This is a genomic window from Serratia sp. YWN4, assembly GCF_055790845.1.
Genome location: NZ_CM147696.1, coordinates 3,458,557 through 3,476,996, shown reverse-complemented (window position 1 = coordinate 3,476,996; position 18,440 = coordinate 3,458,557). Strand labels below are relative to the sequence as shown.

Genomic DNA, 18,440 nt, shown 5'->3' with positions numbered 1-18,440 from the left:
CGCGTTACCACTCATGTTGATATGGTATCCGATTGAAATATTTAGCCTCTTTCCGCACCACTTTAAAGATTTCCCGCTATCTGTTTCGGGTGCTGGCGCTCATGTTGTGGTCACTGGGGGCGTTGCTGACGACGTTCTATATTCTGGATATCCTGCATGAGAAAGAATCAGATATCCGGCAGGAATTTAACCTCAATTTCGATCAGGCGCAGGGGTATATTCGCCATTCTTCTGACATTATCCGCGATATCAAATATATGGCGGAAAATCGTCTTAACCGTTCTGCTGGCAGTCTGGATGTGTTTACCAGCGTCATTAACGGTAAGAATAATGCCCCACTAAATTTTATACCGCTTTATCCTGAGTCCAACTGTGCCCTCAATAGCGCTTATCACGAATCCCTCACTTCGCTGAACAGCCTGATCCAATACTGGAAAGAGAACTTTGTTGCTGCCTATGACCTCAACCGGGTGTTTTTTATTGGCGGTGACAGCCTGTGTATGGCGGAGTTTGGCAGCGGCGGTACGGCCGATCGGCAAAATGTCTTGAAGTCGCTGCATGAGCAGATACTGAAATACCGTAATACCAACAACCTGGATAAAGGCAACAATCTCTACTGGGTCAGCCCTAGCACCCAGCGGCCAGATGTCGGCTATCTGTATGTCATGACACCGCTCTATATTGGCAACAAGCTGGAAGCGTTGCTGGGGATTGAGCAAACCATTCGTCTGGAGGATTTTGTCACTTCGGGCAACCTGCCGGTGAGCGTCACGTTGCTGGATGATAACAACGAACCGGTATTACGCCTGACGAACGGCGAGCGCTACGCCTCTTCACTTTATACCTATCCACAGGCTCATGCGTATTTTGGCTATGTCGATAGCTATCACGATCTGATCATGAAGAAGGCATTGCCACCATCATCGCTCAGTATTGTGTATTCACTGCCGGTGAAAAGCGTAGCGGAGCGCTTTAAAGTATTGATCCTCAATGCGGTGCTGCTGAACTTACTGTCGGCGGTGGTGTTGTTTAGTCTGGCTTGGTTGTTTGAACGCAAAATGTTCCTACCCGCAGAGGAGAATGCTTTTCGTCTGGAGGAACACGAGCAGTTCAACCGTAAGATCGTGGCTTCGGCCCCGGTCGGGATCTGTATTCTGCGTATCAGTGACGGCAGCAATATTCTGAGTAATGAGTTGGCACATAACTATATCAACCTGTTGACTCACGAAGATCGCGAACGCATTACGCGGATTATCTGCGAACAGCAGGCGAATTTTGTCGATGTGATGACCAGCAATAATAACAACCTGCAAATCAGTTTTGTGCATTCCCGCTATCGTAACGAAGATGTGGCGATCTGCGTGCTGGTGGATGTGAGCGCTCGCGTGAAGATGGAAGAGTCGTTGCAGGAGATGGCGGCGGCGGCGGAGCAGGCCAGTCAGTCGAAATCGATGTTCCTCGCCACCGTCAGCCACGAGCTGCGCACCCCGCTGTACGGCATTATCGGTAACCTGGATCTGTTGCAGACCAAGGAATTGCCGCAAGGGGTGGAGCGCTTGGTCAATGCGATGAACAACTCATCGGGGCTGTTGCTGAAGATCATCAGCGATATTCTGGACTTCTCCAAGATTGAGTCTGAGCAGCTAAAAATTGAGCCGCGTGAGTTCTCTTGCCTGGAAGTGATCACCCATATTGCGGGCAACTATCTGCCGCTGGTGGTGAAGAAGCACCTCGGGTTGTACTGTTTCATCGAACAAAACGTCCCAGAGCGCCTTCATGGCGATCCGGTACGTTTGCAGCAGGTTTTATCCAATCTGCTGAGTAATGCGATCAAATTTACCGACACCGGTTGCATCATCTTGCAGGTGTGTACCCGTAATAACTATCTGGAGTTCAGCGTGCGCGATACCGGCGTAGGCATCCCAGAGAAAGAAATCCCCCGCCTGTTCGATCCTTTCTTTCAGGTTGGCAGCGGTGTGCAGCGCCACTTCCAGGGCACCGGTTTGGGGTTGGCGATTTGTGAGAAGCTCATCAACCTGATGGATGGCGACATCGCCGTAGAGTCTGAACCGGGGCTCGGCAGTATGTTCAACATCCGCATTCCCCTGTTCGGGGCACAGTTCCCGCTGCCGCAGGCCAGCGACACCTGGCAGGGGAAAACCCTGTGGTTGCAGATCCGTAATCAGCGATTGGAAAGTTATCTGATGACCATTCTCGGGGGGTATGGCGCGCTCGTACTGCGCCATGAAGGGCAAGATACGGTAGCGGGCGATGTTTTGCTCAGTGACTACCCGATGCAGGTGGCGACGCCATTATTGGCGCAAATTGAATTTTCTATCGGGCACATTGGGCCTTCATTGGAAACGCATCCGGGTTACTGGATGCACAGCACTTCAACATCGCGAGACACCATTGTGCTGTTGAATCGCCTGTTCGGTGTTGAGAGTGAGCATCTCAAACCTTTGGTACAACTGCCATTGCCAGCGAAAGCCAGCGTGGTGGATAACGGAGATATCCGTTTGCTGGTGGTGGACGATCACCCGATCAATCGCCGCTTGTTGTCTGATCAACTGGCTTCGCTGGGTTATCAGGTGATTACCGCTAATGACGGTGTCGATGCGTTGGCGGTCTTGAATCACAATACGGTGGATATTGTCCTGACCGACGTAAACATGCCAAATATGGATGGTTACCGTTTAACGCAGCGCTTACGTCAGCTGCATTTTGTCGCTCCGGTGATTGGCGTGACGGCTAATGCTCTGGCGGAAGAAAAACAGCGCTGTATCGAGGCTGGGATGGATGATTGCCTGTCGAAGCCGGTAACCTTGGAAACGCTCAATCAGACGTTGTCTTATTACAGCCAGCAGGTGCGGCGGAACAGGATCGAAACGGAAGAGGTGTAGAAAAAACAAAAGGGCGCATAACTGATGCGCCCTTTTTCGTTCGCCCATGGGAGCTTAGTCTTTATCCAACTGCGTCATGCTGACGGAGGAGAGATAGTTAAGCAGGGCAATATCGTTATCAACGCCCAGCTTCATCATTGCCGACTTCTTTTGGCTGCTGATGGTTTTGATGCTGCGGTTCAGCTTCTTGGCGATCTCGGTCACCAGGAAACCTTCAGCGAACAGGCGCAACACTTCGCTCTCTTTCGGAGAAAGACGTTTGTCACCGTAACCGCTGGCGTTAATCTTCTCCAGCAGTTTGGACACGCTTTCCGGCGTAAACTTCTTGCCTTTCTGCAATGCAGCCAGTGCCTTAGGCAGATCGGTTGGCGCACCTTGCTTCAGCACGATGCCTTCGATATCCAAATCCAGCACGGCGCTGAGAATTGCCGGGTTGTTGTTCATGGTCAGAACAATGATCGACAATTGTGGATAATGGCGTTTGATATATTTAATTAGCGTAATGCCGTCGCCGTATTTGTCACCAGGCATCGAAAGATCGGTGATCAACACGTTCGCATCCAGTTTGGACAGATTGTTAATCAGCGCTGTCGAGTCTTCAAACTCCCCAACGACATTCACCCATTCAATTTGCTCAAGTGACTTCCGGATGCCAAACAATACGATAGGATGGTCATCAGCAATAATTACGTTCAGGTTATTCATGTTGTTGGCTACCTTGCTGCAGCAGTCTACTGACAAAAAAATCAATCTGACTGATGTTATTCTCGATATTAAGCGCATCACCGTCCGCGATGTGCTGTTCTAACGATTCACACAATTGCTTGCCGGGAAGCAGATTTAACATAGCAAACGCGCCTTTCAGGCGGTGTGCGGTTTGAGCCAGTGCAGCAAAATCACTGCTGCTCGCCTCAGTATACAGTTTTTTGACATCATCGGGTACTGTATCAGTAAACAAACCATAGTAATCACTTGATTTCAATTGTTTTTCATAGTGTTGTATATCTTCTGTCTTCAAAGATAGCGGGTTTTCTTCCTGATCCAGTGCGGCCATCTGCTGTTCCATCAGCATCAGAATAGCGTCGATCATCGCGCCACTCAGATTATAGTTTACTTGGACGTAGCGTTTGTCGAGCCGCTGCCAGCCGCTTTCATCGCTGGCTAGCAGCAGCGTATAGTCATCGGCTTGCTGCGGGTTATCGGTCAGCAGCACGTCATAATCACGATTAAGTTGGTGCTCTTCAGCAACGATACAGTTGGCTCCATAAGCATTCAGCAGGCGAGTGACAATATTGCGAATCTCTTCTGAGGTGATGTCCAGCAGCGCCGTTACCCCATCCAGCAACTTTTCCTGCGCTTCCTCTTCCTGTTCGTTCTCTTTCAACTCCAAGGTGACATGGATGGTATAGCGCGTGCCGAGGTCGATTTTGCTGTGGATATCCAACCGGCCGTTCAGCTTTTTACACAGTTGATGACACAGGAAGAAAGTCAGCCCAGAGCCTTGGCTGAAGCGATCGACCAACGTTTGGCTAAGGAAAGGATAAGTCAGATTGCTGATTTCCTCATCGGAAATGCCCGAACCCGTATCGTTGATATGGAACAGCAGATGATTGGGGTGATTCACCTCATGTTCGGCGATCAGCGTAATCTTGCCGTAGGCGGTGGTAATAATGGCATAGTGAATCAACAGCGAGATAACTTTGCGCAATGCGTTGGCATCGCCGATATATTGCTGGTTAACATCCAGTTGGAAGTGGTTGAACAGTGCTAATCCTTTCTGATTGATCGCTGGCAGGGCATCCAACAGCAGTTCATCGATCAGGGCCGAAGGGCTGAAAGGCTGGAGCGAAGGCTGCCACTCCTGTGTTTCCAATCGTGTAAGCAGGGTGATATTTTCGATCAGGCTCAGCACCGACGACGAAACCAGATTCAGTTGGTTGAGCAGCGTCTGCTGCTGTTCTTCGTCGGCTGGCGTGCGCAGGCGCTCGGCCAACGCATGCATCTGCTGAACCGGTTGATTGAGTTCGATCCCCAGATTATGCAGCATCAGCTTGCGTGCCTGGACGTTTTTATCGTACTCACGGCGAGCCAGCTGTAATCGCTTGTTGACCAACACCTCTCTGTCCTGATCGCTTAACAGGAACAGGTAAGTTTCGGGTGATAACTGGCTGTTGAAAATCCGGATTTCATAAACTTCGTTATTTACCGTGACCTGAATCACCCCATGATGCTGCTTTGCCATATGCGCGATTTTTTGCAGGCTGAGATGTGGCAGCAGGTGCTCGGCAATTTTGTTGCTGATAATCACGCGGTTGCTGGCAAAGTCATACACCAGCAGCCCTGAAGGGAGGCTGGCGACGATCTCCCGATTCAGCGCGCGCTCTTTTTCCAACTCGACGGCCATATTTTCGCTCGGCCGAATGTATTGTTGGCGGATAAAGTAAATGCCCATCATCGACAGCACTATCAGCAGCAGATTAGTCACCAGCAACCAGAGGTTGTTGCGTAGCAGATCGATGGCCAGATTGATGGCAGAAACGCGGTAAACCAATTTTAGCGGCGCGTTTGGCAGTGCAACGCTGAATTCAACCCAACTGCCTTTCAATGCGACGCTGGTATCGGTGATCGTTTCGCTGGGTACTGCGCTTTCATCTATCTCGCCACCGTCGGGCAACAGCAGGAAGTTGGAGCGGGCCATATGCAACGGAATGATGTCGTTAATCGGCAGGTCAAAGGCGATCACCGTCGCTAAGTGCCCTGGTTGATTAAAGGTTGTGCGGATCGAAAACGAATAAGCATTCTGAAAGCGTTGCTTGCGCAGGCCTGAAAAACTTTCGCGTTCGTCCAGCATATTGGCCTGTTGCAGCATTTCCGCCCGGCGCTCTGAGGCTAAAGTGGTGAGGTAATTCTCCTTCAGCCGCGAAGTCAGTTCTTTCAGCGATTGGGTTGTCACCAGGCTCAGGCTGTTGTCCTGCCCGTTGAGGTAGTACAGGGTATAACTTTCGGTTTTGGCTCCCCAACGGACATCAAGGAAGTCTGAAATGTTGGCGACCATCGTCAGCGTACTGCTGTCGTGACTGCCAAAAATCACCGCATCGGTTTTCTTACGCAATTTTTCAACGTAATAAATATCTGGATGCAGGCGGGTTTCCTGTCGGCTGGCCTCGGCGGGTTGCGCCGTCGTGTTACCAAATCGGTCGTAGATCTGGTAAGTGATATAGCGATAGTTATCAATCCGCTTTTGCAGGGTATTGGCGATGGTATTGACGGAATATTTCTTTTCCGCCAGATAAGCATTGGTGTAGTTATAGCCATACAGGCCAAGAGCCACCGCCAGCAGCACGATGAACAGCCAGAAACAGCGGGTGATGTAGCTGGAACTGATAGTCAGCCGTTTATTTTGCATTATACCCTTCGTGTTAGCGGGTGATCGCTTTAGCGCTTGCGGTAACCACCAGCAGTAATGTAGCGACGCAGGCCAAGGCAAACGTCAGGCTGGAGAGTTGGGCGATAAAGCCGATCAACGCCGGGCCTGCGAGAATACCGGCATAGCCGACAGTGGTGACCGATGCGATAGCCAGGTTAGCGGGCATCGCCTGCTGATTGCCCGCGGCGGTAAACAGAATGGGGACCACGTTGGAAGCACCGATGCCGACCAGCATAAACCCGAGCAGCGAGGTCATCACGTTGTCGATGGAAATCGCTAACACCAGGCCGATCGCCGCACACAGGCTGCCCAATAACAGCACCTGGTATCTTCCCATGGCATTGACCATCCGATCGCCATTCAGCCTGCCGAGCGTCATAGTGATAGAAAACAGCGCATATCCCAGCCCCGCCTGGCTGTGATCCATACCGCGCAACGTGGTCAGAAACAGTGCGCTCCAATCGAGCATCGCACCTTCAGCCAGAAACATAATAAAGCACAGCAAACCGATGAACATCACCCAGCCACGTGGCAGCACAAACATCGGGCCACCGGCATTACCGCCGCTTTCCCGCAGCAGGTTTTTACTGGCAATGGAAAGTAACGCCAAAATCATGGCAACGACCACCAGCGTGGCCTGAAGCGGCCCGAGCCCCAACCACAACAGCGCGCTGACGCCACCGGCACCCACGATACCGCCAACGCTGAAAAAACCGTGGAAGCCAGACATCATGGCCCGCCCACTGGCGCGTTCAACCACCACTGCCTGTATATTCATGGCCACATCAATCATGCCGATTGCCGCGCCAAACAGCAGTAATGCCAAGGCCATTCCTGCCGTTGACTCCATGATGACAAGCAGCGGTAAATCGATGCAAAGTACCAGCCCGGCGAGCAGGATCACGCGCCGACAGCCGAATTTTCCGGTCAACAACCCCGTCAGTGGCATTGCCAGCATTGAACCTGCACCAATGCACAGCAGCAGTAAGCCTAATGAGCCATCATCAATATTGATGCGCGTTTTGGCAAAAGGCACCAGAGGAGCCCAGGCGGCCATACCAATACCGGCGATAAAAAACGCCAGGCGAGTGGCTACCTGTTCTGGTACACCGGGTTTACGCTGTTCACTGCACAAAGTGGCTGTCATGTGGGTATGGGGATCGATTTCGTATAAGTGGCTAAAATGAACCCCTGTTTTTATCACAATCTGCGATCGCGGTCGAAAGGATTCGCGTGGTTATCATCCATGCTTGGGGGTAGGTATTGGGAGCATGGTGGGGAAAGTATTTATTCTCGCGATCCTGATCAGCATTTGCTGGAGTTGGTGACTCCGAGCATTTGGGTTAACTACTGAGTGCGCAAATTTGCGACAGAGCTTTGAGCACTAAGAGACAAAATGCAATTTGTAGGAATACCTTTCGCCTTCTAGGCTTAGGGCACGACAAATGCATTTCAACAGGATGAGCTATGACAACGAAACTGATCTTAACCGTTTGCATTGCGGCGGCATTTTCTGTTCTTGCTGGCTGTACCGTTTACGACAGGGCTGCGAGTTATGTGAAGGAGCCTGTGGTAAGCGATGTAAAAGTCGGGATGACTAAACAGCAAGTGCGTGCGATTGCCGGGCCGCCATCGACTTCTGCAACATTGATCCACGCGCAAGGGACCTGTGATACTTATGCCGTGGCGCCGCGTGATGGAAAAGCGCAAACCTATTTTGTCAGCTTTAACGATACGGGCCATGTGATGAACAAAGGCTATCAGAGTTGTTCCGATTACGATGCCCAGCCTAAATAATCACCATCGGTTATTATAAAAGAACCTCGTTTTTACGCGGTTCTTTATTTTTTAACCGCTAGTGGTCTGAAATTTAAGCAAGTGAACGTTTCTCTGCATTTTTTTGTATAGGAACAGTAGACATTTCATAACGGTATCGCTAATATCTGCGCCCATTGGAAGGATGGCCGAGTGGTTTAAGGCAACGGTCTTGAAAACCGTCGACGGGCGACTGTCCCAGAGTTCGAATCTCTGTCCTTCCGCCACCTATTCTTAAAGACTGTTTTATAACGGTTTTTTACTTAAAATCCCCTGTTGCTACACACAGATGCTACACAGGGGATTTTTTTATGTGTACTCATCTCGCAAAACGTGGCTCACGCTACTACTTCCGTCGTCGTATCCCTTTATCTCTAATCCCCCATTTTCAACGTACAGAAATCCTCAAGGCCTTAGGCACATCCAATCGCTCCGAAGCAGAAAGGCTGGCCCGATTAGAAGGCTGCCGTTGGGACAACGAATTCGCTCGCCTGCAAGGTGAAACTGTAAATAGCCTGCCAGACTACGAAATCATACCCACAGGGCCGAAACTGGCCGATCTTCATCAGCAATGGCTATCGAATGGCGAGAAGGCACCGAAAACCCGTGACCTGTACGTCAGGGCCTTAAGCCGCTTTGCTGAAATTGTTGGCAATGACCATGTTAAAACTATCAGTAGAACCGATTGCCGTACTTTCAGGGATGCACTGAAAGAGCAGGGGTTGAGTGTCAAAACGGTAAATAACTACTTGGCCGCCTTGAGCAGCCTGTTTACGCTTGCCGTTGACGATGAGACAGTGGAACGTAATCCAACAGAAGGCCTCAGCCTGAAGGATACCCAGCACTCCAAAGAGAAGCGGCTACCGTTCGACGAGGTATCACTCAAAAAAGTCTTCACCTCCCCGGTGTTCAATGGCGATAGGCCGAAGGCAGGGGCCGGAGAGGCATCCTATTGGCTGCCACTGTTAGCACTCTATACCGGTGCTCGGCTGGAGGAGATCGGCCAACTACACCCGTCAGACATCCATCAGGAAACTTACCAAGACGGCTCCGCCTGGGTGATAGAAATCAATGACCGGCAAGAAGGGCAGCACCTCAAGAATGCAGGTAGCCGCCGCCGGATACCGGTACATCCTGAACTGATCAAGCTCGGTTTCATCGATTTTGCCAAGAAACAGAAGGGTGACCGCATCTTCCACCAGCTAAAAGCTGACGTGTTTGGCACCCTAACAGGTAACTGGTCAAAGTGGTTCGGTCGCTATCTCCGCAATGTCTGTGGCGTTACCGATAAACGGATGGTGTTCCATTCATTCCGTCACACTTTCAAGGACATGTGCCGACTGGCCGGTATCGATGAAGCTGTGCATGATGCCCTTACCGGCCACTCTTCAAGTTCTTCTTCTCGTAACTACGGTGGGTTAAACTACCCGCTGGGGCCGCTTGTAGAGGCGGTGGAACGTTTGAGTTTTTCTGGAATGAGCCTTTATGGACGATGAAGATCATATACATGATTTCGTATGGGATAGAGAAGAGTTATATAAAGAAAGTTTAGAAGATGAGTTTTTTTACTGTCTTAAACAAATAGAGAATAAAACAAAGATTATTCCAGATGATAAGTTAGGTCCTGTAATTGTTAAGGCGGGAGGGGTTGTGTATAAAGATATCAGTGAAATTGAATGTAAATCGATTGGCGAAATAATTCGTGGTGGTAAGATCCCGAAAGAATCGGCTGAGAATATAATTAAAGTTATAGTAACTTATTTAGATAATGACTGGGAAATACCACGAGAAATGAGAGACTATTTATCTAGTCGATTTAAAAAGGCGATAAAGAAAGATGGAGGGAATTTACAGTCGCTATTTCACTTAAGGGAGCTCCCTCGAGATGATAAAAAAGATGCTGATAATAAATTGGCTGCGGATTATATCTCGTTCAGATATAAGCTAAATTCTGAGTTGGAGAAGGATATTAAGTCACCTTATTTAAACAAGAAAAACCTCAATGCCAGTATTTCTGATGACTTAAAGAGAGAATTAAAAATAGATGTGAAAGATAAGGGTAGAATTAATCGATTGATGAAGAAGTCAGTTAAGCCAAGTTATTTATATGATTCGATAGGTTCATTTCTCGCTGATCATGCAGATAACCTCAATATATATAAGAAATATTTACTGGAAGAGATAGGTAAAGGAGGGGGCGGTAAGCGAATCGAATTCAACTCCCTTGTTCTGGAGTGGATTGAAAAGTCAATAGGGAAATAATTTATTTTAAGGTGCATTTTTATGATCCAAGAAATGCACCGCGAGTTAAGTGGACTGAAAACCGAAAACCTCATAATGACTGCCAGTAGCGAAGGGGTTGTCCCATCGCTTCAACTAAACGAGGTCATTATGAGTGTGTCTAAAGATAGTTTCAAAGAGAAAGCCATTAAGCTGAGCCAGTTGGAGACGATAGAAGCAAAGTGTGATTATGTTAATGAGTTGCTAGAAGATATTTTAACTATTGAGGATCGCTGGGTAACATATGACGAAGAGTCTGACTATTATCTATTCTTCGCATGGGGAGGACATTGCTCCATGAGAATAGTTATGGACTGTTTGGGCGGGGTTGGTTATTTCGAAATCGAATGTCGTTAATTTAACTCATATCTTATAGCAAAACGCTTAAGGCTTCACCCATTAGGGGGAAGTCACTGGTCCCCCTATGCTCTGAAGCCTAGCTAGGAGCAAAAATGAATATAGATGAACACAACGAAAAAGCGTTTGAGGAAATATTACAGCTTGCAAAAGATAATGATATCGCAGCCGAAGACGCTGAACTTAAATATTTGGACTCAGAATATCCTCGATTCAAGGATGCATCAGATAAGAGAGGTGGCACAAGCGGTTACCTAAAAACACTATCCGATGAAGATGGTAGAATTCATTGGATAATGGCAAAAAGTTATCATGAAGAGTTAGGCGAGATCATTTGGCGTAGTGATGGCCTGCATTCATTATCAACTGAACAACAGGAGGAGAAGGTAGATGAATTAAAAAAGTTACAAAGTCAACGTGATGAGCAATTGCAACTTCAGTTGGCAGAAAATAGATTAGCCTTGGGTGAACTCCTTAAGACGCTCACTAGTGCCTCGGAACAGCATCCGTACTTGATAAAGAAACAGGTATCAAGCCATGGTATATTAATGCGTGGCAATGAGTTGGTGATCCCTCTCCATGAATATAAAGAGGAGTTAATTACCGCTCAACGTATTTGGCCTGATGGGACAAAATATTTCTTTAAAGATTGCGGTAAAAAAGGTGCCTGTTACGTTATTCCTGGCGATGACAGCACCATATTGATCGCTGAAGGATTCGCTACGGCGGCATCCTGCTCCGAGGCGACTGGTTACACCTGCATTATGGCTATCGACTGTGGCAACTTAATCGAGGTTGCCAAGAGTGTTCGCTCTAAGACGACAGTACCGATCGTAATTGTTGCTGACAACGACAAATACAAGGAGAAAAACGCTGGAGTTGATGCCGCAGAGAAGGCTGCAAAGTTGGTCGGTGGTGCCATTTTCATCCCGGAATTTCAAGATGAAACTACTGAGCCGACCGATGCAAACGATCTGGCCCTGCTGGAAGGAACGGCAGAACTCAAGCGGCAACTTGAACCGGTTATTTCCCATGCCCGAATGGGGATACCAAAAGGTTACTTTTTTGCTAATGGCTGGCTATGCCAGAAACGGGAAACTGATAAGGGGGAGTATGTAGCACAAATTAGTTCGGCACTATACCCGGTAGCGTTATCCCGAGATAAGTTTAACGAAGAGTGGGGATTGGTTCTCAAGTTTGCTGATTTAGACCAGCATGAGCATGTCTTTGCGTTACCGAGGTCGGCTCTGGTCAAAGATCCATCGGCAGTTTTGGAACCACTAGCATCTCGTGGGTTGCAATATGATCCCAATGAAAGTAAGGCATTAATTGGTTTTATCTCTACGGTGCAACCGATAGACCGGGCCCGAAATGTGTCGCAGACGGGTTGGTATGGTGATGTTTTTGTTCTACCTGATGAAGCTATCGGAGCTAGTTCAGAAAAGGTCGTTTATCAATCAATGTCCGGGGCTCCAGCAGGTTATGAGCAATCCGGGACGTTGGCAGAGTGGCAAAAGGAAATATCATCCCACTGTGTAGGAAATAGTCGGCTGATTTTGATGGTTGCAGCGGCATTTGCTGGCCCTCTGCTGGAGCTAGACCAGTCGCTGGAGTCCGGCGGCTTTCACATTCGCAGTGAAAGTAGTAGAGGTAAGACGACGGCACTGAGGCTCTGCAAGTCGGTCTGGGGGGCGGCTGATAAGCTTGTGACGTGGCGGGCAACTTCCAATGGCTTAGAAGGCGTTGCCGTTGCCCACAACGATTCGACGTTGCCTATTGATGAATTGGGGCAGATGGCGGATGAGAATCCAACGGAAGCAGCTAAGTCCGTTTATATGATGGGTAATGGCTCTAGCAAGCAGAGAGCCGATCGAGGAGGGAAAGCTGCGAAGTTGAGAACATGGAGGATCATCTTTGTTTCGGCAGGGGAGGTTTCTTTGTCGAACCTGATGCAGCAGGCTGGGCGGCAAGTCAGAGCAGGACAAGAAGTTCGCTTTATCGACATTCCGGCAGACGCTGGGAAAGGATTGGGCCTCTTCGAAGAACTGCACGGTTACCCCGACGCTGCCAGCTTTGCGGAGATGCTGAATACCAACAGTAAAAGCTACTACGGTACAGCGGCTCGAGCATTTTTGTCTCTGGTAGTGTCGGACAAGGTTGGTTTTACTAATAAGCTGAAGATGTTAATGGCTGAGTTCTTGCGGTTAGTGCCAGAAGGCGCTGACGGGCAGATTAAACGATCCGCCAATCGGTTTGCTCTGGTGGCAGCAGCAGGGGAGTTAGCCTCAGAGGTCACTGGATGGCCCGAAGGTGAGTCGTTCCGTGGTGTAAAGGTCTGCTCGACGCTTGGCTAGCTGAACGTGGCGAGGGCTCGCATGAGTCCACTCAGGCTATCGAGGCGGTCAGAGGGCAGTTGCAGAAATGGGGAGAGTCGCGATTTGGGCAAAACCTTAATGGTCCAACTTGGGGTATGAAAATAGAGCAAGATTTTTGGGTTTACCCAAGTGCTTTCAAAGATGACCTCTGCCGTGGCTTAGATCATCGTAATGTTGCTAAGGTGTTACATGAAAGAGGTTTTTTACCGAGTTCCGCAGCCGTAATCAAACGGATACAAGGGGAGAAAACTCGACGGATCTACCCGATCTCAGGGGCTATACTAGGTCGCAGTGAGCCAGAACCTGAAACAGTGCAAGAGGTGGTGCCATATATTGTGTAATCCATTGGGAGCCTCGGCTCCCTTTGTTACTTTGTAACGAAAAATGTAAATAGATCGTAACAGAAAAAATGTTGATCTGACGGCTTGTAACGCTGTCACGAGTGTTACTTCTAAAAAGAATGAATGACCTACCCTTGTCGAATTGGATGAATATCTCTGGTCTTACCGTCAGAACCAATTAGATGGATCCCGCTACCGCCAAGATTGCTGGCCTGTGGCAACACGCCCAAGGTGCAACCTACGGTGTTTACTCAAACTATCGATGTCAGTGGTGATTTTGACGGCAAGGGCGAATTCAGGGCTGAAAATCAAGACAGGAAAATTAGTGTTCAAAAGGGCTAGCCACTGAGGCGTGGGTTCCTACCTAGTTGTATTTTGAACGCTTTCTGACTGATTTTGAATCCTGTCAGCCAGACGGTGTAGATATAGGTTGTTTTTAGAAGTATCAATCGTAACAGCGTTACAAGCCGTCAACTCAACGATTTTCTGTTACGCTCCCCTTTCGGGTTTCGTCACAAAGTAACACCGATACCATGCCAGTCTTCCCGGCAGACGCTCTAGCCAGCCACTGGCAAGGAGTAGCCTCAGATGCCTCTTGGCGGTCCTCTGGCTGATGTCGCAGTGGTTAGCAAGCCTTAGGGACACAGAACTGGGGTAGGGCCGTATGATCCCGTCATCGGCCATTCTGCTCAACTCCCAGCAACTCCGTTTAATACCGTTGGGTAATAATTCGAACTGGTTCATTTACGATCCTGATTATTCTTTCTGCCAAGTATCTGGCTTCGTAGTCATACAGTTGCTGCACAAACAGGCCTCTGGGCGTTTTACAGTTCAGACCCGCAGAGTTGAAGCCTTCAGTCAGCCTTTTCAGTTTTTCAATTTTTTCTTCTGGCAATTCGCTAAAGGCCAGATCTACGGCGGATTCTTCGCCGTCTTCAATAATGATTAAGTCCATCGTTCCTCCGGGTGACATCTTTTGTCACTATCTCTATTTTACTCTCTCAGGGGGGGAGCAAGCGAATAGCTACATGAACGTGGAGGGAGCGAAAATGTAATCCTTGCATCGACTGGAATTTTAGCATTCGGCGGTGTATTGTGGTCTTTTGTGTTCATGTAAGGGAGTGACATGGCTAATTTAATTTATTTGACGTTGACGGGTGAGAAGCAGGGGTTAATATCTGCCGGGTGTTCTTCTTTTGACTCTATTGGTAATAAGTTCCAAGCGGGGCATGCTGATCAAATCATGGTTTATGCGTTAACGCATGGGATTAACCGTGAGCAACATACTTCACACCAACCATTCATTATCACAAAGCCGGTTGATAAGGCCACTCCGCTGATTGGTATGGCGATTTCCAACAATGAAGAACTGTACTTGCTCTTGGATTTTTATAGAACGTCAAGCCAAGGGCAACAGGAAAAATACTTCTCCGTTGAAATAAGAAAAGCAAAAATTAAACGTGTTGGCATGAATTACCCACATCTTCTAACCAGTGCAGATAGTCAGCCCGAAGAGTTATTGAGTGTCTCTTATAATGATATAAAGTGGACTCATCATATTGCTGGAACAACGGGATATAGCCTGTGGGAAGATAGAGTGTTTTAATTTATATCGCTGGCAGTAGGTTACATGCCAGCGGTATTTATTATTTCTCTGACAAGTCATTCCATTGACTGGAGTTACTATCATTCATTAACTGATAGAGGGAAAATCCCGTTGCCGAGTCACCTACCAATTCACTAGTAAGACCTGCGGCACCCATGGTTTTCCAGCCAATAATATAATCTTCTCTGATATAATAGAATAATTTCCAAGCGTCGTCTTTAAGCCCATATTTAAACATCGTTCCTGCGGATAGGGAGAGATCTCCGACTGAATAAGCAATGTCTCCATCCCTGTCATTACCTCCTAACAGTTTAGCAGATTGCCGATAGGCTTGTCGGAGTGGAATGTTATTGGGCTCTTTTCGAAGTGCAAGATAATAGCCATTTTCCCACATGTTTTCTAAGCCATGTAAAAACAAAGGGGCTCCTAAATAAGCACATGCAGTTCCTACACTTGCTTTACATATTCCATAACCACCAACTGCTTGTAATCCTCCACTAACAAAACCAACCTGTTTTAATGTGATGTTGAGTATAGAGTTTTGCTCTTTTCTTCTTTCAGCTATTGCATACAGTTTTGCTCTTCCACTCATTAAATCAGAGTATCTGTCGTTCAGGACATTATATTGCTCTTGCAGTTTGGTGTTTGCATCAGAAAATGATAATCTGCCTAATTTGAATTCATTAATATAGCCATTGGCTTGTTTATCTTCTGAGTAGAGAAAATCATTACGCAATCTCACATCACTCAGATAAAAACAGGAGATATCAAAGCTGAGACGTCGGATATCATCTTTCTTCCGCTCCAATGCTGCAAGTGAAAAACTAACCATTCCATTTTCCTCTCAGTATAAATAAAACCTTTAAACTCCAAAAAAAACCTTTAAAAAAAGGAGTAAGAAAATAAACAATCATATTAAATGATATGTATATGAATGAAAAAACAAGTCTGCTTTCCGTATCCATGTCCCAAATAAAAAAAACATATGCGAACAAACATAATATTACGCATCTGTATGTGCCCATAAAGCTATTTATAAACGCTTTCTTTACGCTGATTCTTTTATAGTGTGCTGTTTGTATTAATGACTTTGCATCAATTTCCTTCATGCCCAATCGTATTAGTTTTTTCTTTAACTCATTGTCATCCATGTGCCTGACTCCGTTGTTGTAGCTCTGTTTAAAGCTTAGCACAATATTACGAGGGTAAAAATCCCTTGCAACAACTATTCTACCTGATAGTCATCGATTATTTGGGTAGCTTACTGAATTCTATTGAAGGCAGTGGTATTTTTCTGGAGGCCTTATGCCGACTGGTTATGTCACCTCAACCGATAAAGCACAGAAGGAGCCTTTAGTGCCGATTTTTCGGCATATTAGTAAACTTTTCCTGTGAAGATTCTTATAGGGACTTTTACAAAATAGCCTAATAATCGGCATTTCCCTCCCTAATTCTTCTGTTATCGTTGTCCTGACAAGGAAGTGCCAAAACAGCAATCGGCATTAATCGGCACTGTTCTTATACCTGCCAGCAGACCGCCAAATGACTCAAAGACCCTTGTGACCAGAAATAGGCTTTTACTTCTCTTATACCCTCATCCTGATTCAATATTGGCTCTCTTTACCGGTACAAGAAACGTGCAGATCTACTTAGGAGAAAATCATGCACGATCAAATTATTAATAAAGCCAGAGAGATATTGACTCAAAGGCTGTATCGCTCGGAGTCATTATTGTCATCTAAAGAAACCGAAAGCTTTCTTGCCCTGAAGCTGGGTGAAAGAGAGCAGGAGGTATTTTCCGTCATCTTTCTGAATAATCAATATCAGGTGATCCAGTATCAGGAGATGTTCTTCGGTACTATCAGGGAAACGAGCGTCTACCCCAGAGAAATAGCCAGGAAAGCACTGAAGTTGAATGCTTCCGCCATTATCTGTTCCCACAATCATCCTTCTGGTAATCCTGAGCCGTCACAGGCTGACAGGGCAATTACTGACAGGATTCGTGAGGTAATGGGGCTGGTGGAGGTTCAATTATTGGATCACATCGTTGTTGGTGGCGGTAAAACGGTATCTTTTGCTGAAAGGGGATGGCTATGAAATGTTCACTGCCATTACAGAAAGGCTTTATTTCCATTCTGGAAAAGCACCGTAAGCCTGTCGACGAATTAATCCTGAACTTTCGTTCACCGGACTATTCACCGCAAGGGGGATATCGACCTGTAGAGATCCGGTTACTGGGTGATACCTTGGATTATGTCACCGAATTTGCCTATTTCGGTCCGTACCCTGAATTGGAAAAATCACTTGATTTCGACTTCGGGCAAGGGGCTGGGTTTCAACCGTTAACCGGCTATAGCGATATTCGCCGTTACGGTGAACTGTTCCAACTCTGGCAGAAGAACTTTGTCAACTATTACCGTTCCGGCGTCTATCAGGTGGCGTCATGAATTGGGGAGTGTTACTGCTTGAAGCCCTGCTGGCTGGGGTGGCTGCTTTCGTCACCGTATTCTTCCGAGGATTGATGGCCTACTACGTACCTGAAGATTACGGTCTTTGAGGTCCCCCAAATTATCACTTCATTGTTCACATCTTAATCAGGTTATCTCGAGTTGCCATCGTCAGGGCCATCTCAAACGGGAGGCCTGATTTCTTAATAAACGCTAGGCAAGTGCAATAGACCAAGGTCATGTGACGCCCGAAAAAGACGGTGATTTTACCAGTCAATTAAGCGGGTTTCAGCATTTTGACCGGTTCAGTCAGTGTACCTTGGCCTATTGACCATAGGAGGCCTTATGGCTCGAGTTGGATATGCACGGGTCAGCACCGTTGGGCAGAGTCTGGAAGCTCAACTCAAGGCGCTACAGGACTGTGAGAAGGTCTTCCAGGAAACCATCAGTGGTTCGAAAGATGATCGCTCACAGTTGAAGTCGATGCTTGAATTCGTGCGGGAAGGTGACACGGTTGTTGTCACCAAGTTGGATCGGTTAGCCAGGAACACTCGGCACTTATTGGAGATTGCCGAATTCCTGCAACGTAAGCGGGTATCACTGAAGATTTTGAACTTAGGGATCGACACGTCAACACCAACGGGAAAATTGATGCTGACCATGATAGGAGCAATAGCAACGTTCGAACGGGAACTGATGCTGGAGCGCCAGGCGGAAGGCATCGCAATCGCTAAAGCAAAAGGGAAATACAAGGGCAGGAAGCCTACCGCGATGGCAAAAGAAGATGAGGTGCTGGGATTACTGGATGAAGGCTTGCCGAAAGCTGAAGCTGCAAGGCGTGTTGGGATCAGTATTTCCAGCGTTCAGAGAATATTACGGAGGCAATAGA

15 protein-coding genes and 1 tRNA gene are annotated in these 18,440 nt (G+C 47.6%); 11 read left to right on the top strand and 5 right to left on the bottom strand.

Annotation, left to right across the window (positions count from 1 at the left end; all coding sequences use genetic code 11):
* Positions 1–32: 32 nt before the first annotated feature.
* Positions 33–2,903, top strand: a complete 2,871-nt coding sequence (rcsC, locus tag ACX9GT_RS16375; RefSeq protein WP_473187767.1) for a two-component system sensor histidine kinase RcsC — start codon at positions 33–35, stop codon at positions 2,901–2,903.
* Between the two features lie 54 nt (positions 2,904–2,957).
* Here the strand turns inward: rcsC and rcsB are convergent, their stop codons facing one another.
* Genes rcsB through ACX9GT_RS16360 form a run of 3 tightly spaced genes read right to left on the bottom strand, consistent with a single transcriptional unit; the run spans position 2,958 to position 7,477 of the window.
* Positions 2,958–3,608, bottom strand: coding sequence for a response regulator transcription factor RcsB (gene rcsB, locus ACX9GT_RS16370; protein WP_025122830.1), 651 nt, complete (start codon positions 3,606–3,608; stop codon positions 2,958–2,960).
* The gene (gene rcsD / locus ACX9GT_RS16365; RefSeq protein WP_473187766.1) at positions 3,601–6,309 is read right to left on the bottom strand and encodes a phosphotransferase RcsD; all 2,709 of its coding nucleotides are present in this window, start codon (positions 6,307–6,309) and stop codon (positions 3,601–3,603) included. The genes rcsB and rcsD overlap by 8 nt, the downstream gene beginning before the upstream one ends.
* Positions 6,310–6,322: 13 nt before the next feature.
* A complete protein-coding gene (locus tag ACX9GT_RS16360; RefSeq protein WP_473187765.1) occupies positions 6,323–7,477 on the bottom strand; it encodes an MFS transporter in 1,155 nt (384 codons plus the stop codon).
* Positions 7,478–7,797: 320 nt separating this feature from the next.
* Here ACX9GT_RS16360 and osmE point away from each other — a divergent pair, with 320 nt between their 5' ends.
* From osmE to ACX9GT_RS16330, 6 genes are all read left to right on the top strand, one after another.
* Entirely contained in the window at positions 7,798–8,127 is a 330-nt protein-coding gene (gene osmE, locus ACX9GT_RS16355; protein WP_473187764.1) for an osmotically-inducible lipoprotein OsmE, read from the top strand.
* A gap of 157 nt (positions 8,128–8,284) precedes the next feature.
* Positions 8,285–8,372: transfer RNA gene (locus tag ACX9GT_RS16350), tRNA-Ser, on the top strand.
* A gap of 84 nt (positions 8,373–8,456) precedes the next feature.
* A complete protein-coding gene (locus ACX9GT_RS16345; protein ID WP_473187763.1) occupies positions 8,457–9,641 on the top strand; it encodes a phage integrase in 1,185 nt (394 codons plus the stop codon).
* Entirely contained in the window at positions 9,631–10,407 is a 777-nt protein-coding gene (locus tag ACX9GT_RS16340) for a hypothetical protein (RefSeq protein WP_473187762.1), read from the top strand. The genes ACX9GT_RS16345 and ACX9GT_RS16340 overlap by 11 nt, the downstream gene beginning before the upstream one ends.
* A 21-nt stretch (positions 10,408–10,428) precedes the next feature.
* Positions 10,429–10,782, top strand: coding sequence for a hypothetical protein (locus tag ACX9GT_RS16335; protein ID WP_473187761.1), 354 nt, complete (start codon positions 10,429–10,431; stop codon positions 10,780–10,782).
* A 95-nt stretch (positions 10,783–10,877) separates the two neighbouring features.
* Positions 10,878–13,136: a DUF927 domain-containing protein gene (locus ACX9GT_RS16330; protein WP_473187760.1), complete on the top strand. Its 2,259-nt coding sequence runs from the start codon at positions 10,878–10,880 to the stop codon at positions 13,134–13,136.
* 1,071 nt (positions 13,137–14,207) lie between these two features.
* Here the strand turns inward: ACX9GT_RS16330 and ACX9GT_RS16325 are convergent.
* Complete coding sequence (locus tag ACX9GT_RS16325; RefSeq protein ID WP_473187759.1) at positions 14,208–14,453, bottom strand: hypothetical protein; 246 nt, start codon at positions 14,451–14,453, stop codon at positions 14,208–14,210.
* Positions 14,454–14,624: 171 nt separating this feature from the next.
* Between ACX9GT_RS16325 and ACX9GT_RS16320 the strand changes: the two genes are divergently transcribed.
* Positions 14,625–15,104 carry an Hcp family type VI secretion system effector gene (locus tag ACX9GT_RS16320; RefSeq protein WP_473187758.1) on the top strand — a complete coding sequence of 160 codons (480 nt, stop codon included), beginning with the start codon at positions 14,625–14,627 and terminating at the stop codon, positions 15,102–15,104.
* A 40-nt stretch (positions 15,105–15,144) separates the two neighbouring features.
* Here ACX9GT_RS16320 and ACX9GT_RS16315 read toward each other — a convergent pair whose 3' ends face one another.
* Positions 15,145–15,936, bottom strand: a complete 792-nt coding sequence (locus tag ACX9GT_RS16315; protein ID WP_473187757.1) for a DUF4225 domain-containing protein — start codon at positions 15,934–15,936, stop codon at positions 15,145–15,147.
* Positions 15,937–16,766: 830 nt separating this feature from the next.
* Between ACX9GT_RS16315 and radC the strand changes: the two genes are divergently transcribed.
* From radC to ACX9GT_RS16300, 3 genes are all read left to right on the top strand, one after another.
* A complete protein-coding gene (gene radC, locus ACX9GT_RS16310; protein WP_473187756.1) occupies positions 16,767–17,201 on the top strand; it encodes a RadC family protein in 435 nt (144 codons plus the stop codon).
* Positions 17,198–17,551, top strand: coding sequence for a DUF2787 family protein (locus ACX9GT_RS16305; protein WP_473187755.1), 354 nt, complete (start codon positions 17,198–17,200; stop codon positions 17,549–17,551). Before radC ends, ACX9GT_RS16305 begins: the two co-directional genes overlap by 4 nt.
* A 345-nt stretch (positions 17,552–17,896) precedes the next feature.
* Positions 17,897–18,439 (top strand): recombinase family protein, encoded by a 543-nt coding sequence (locus ACX9GT_RS16300; protein WP_179253186.1) that lies wholly within the window; start codon positions 17,897–17,899, stop codon positions 18,437–18,439.
* Position 18,440: the final 1 nt, after the last annotated feature.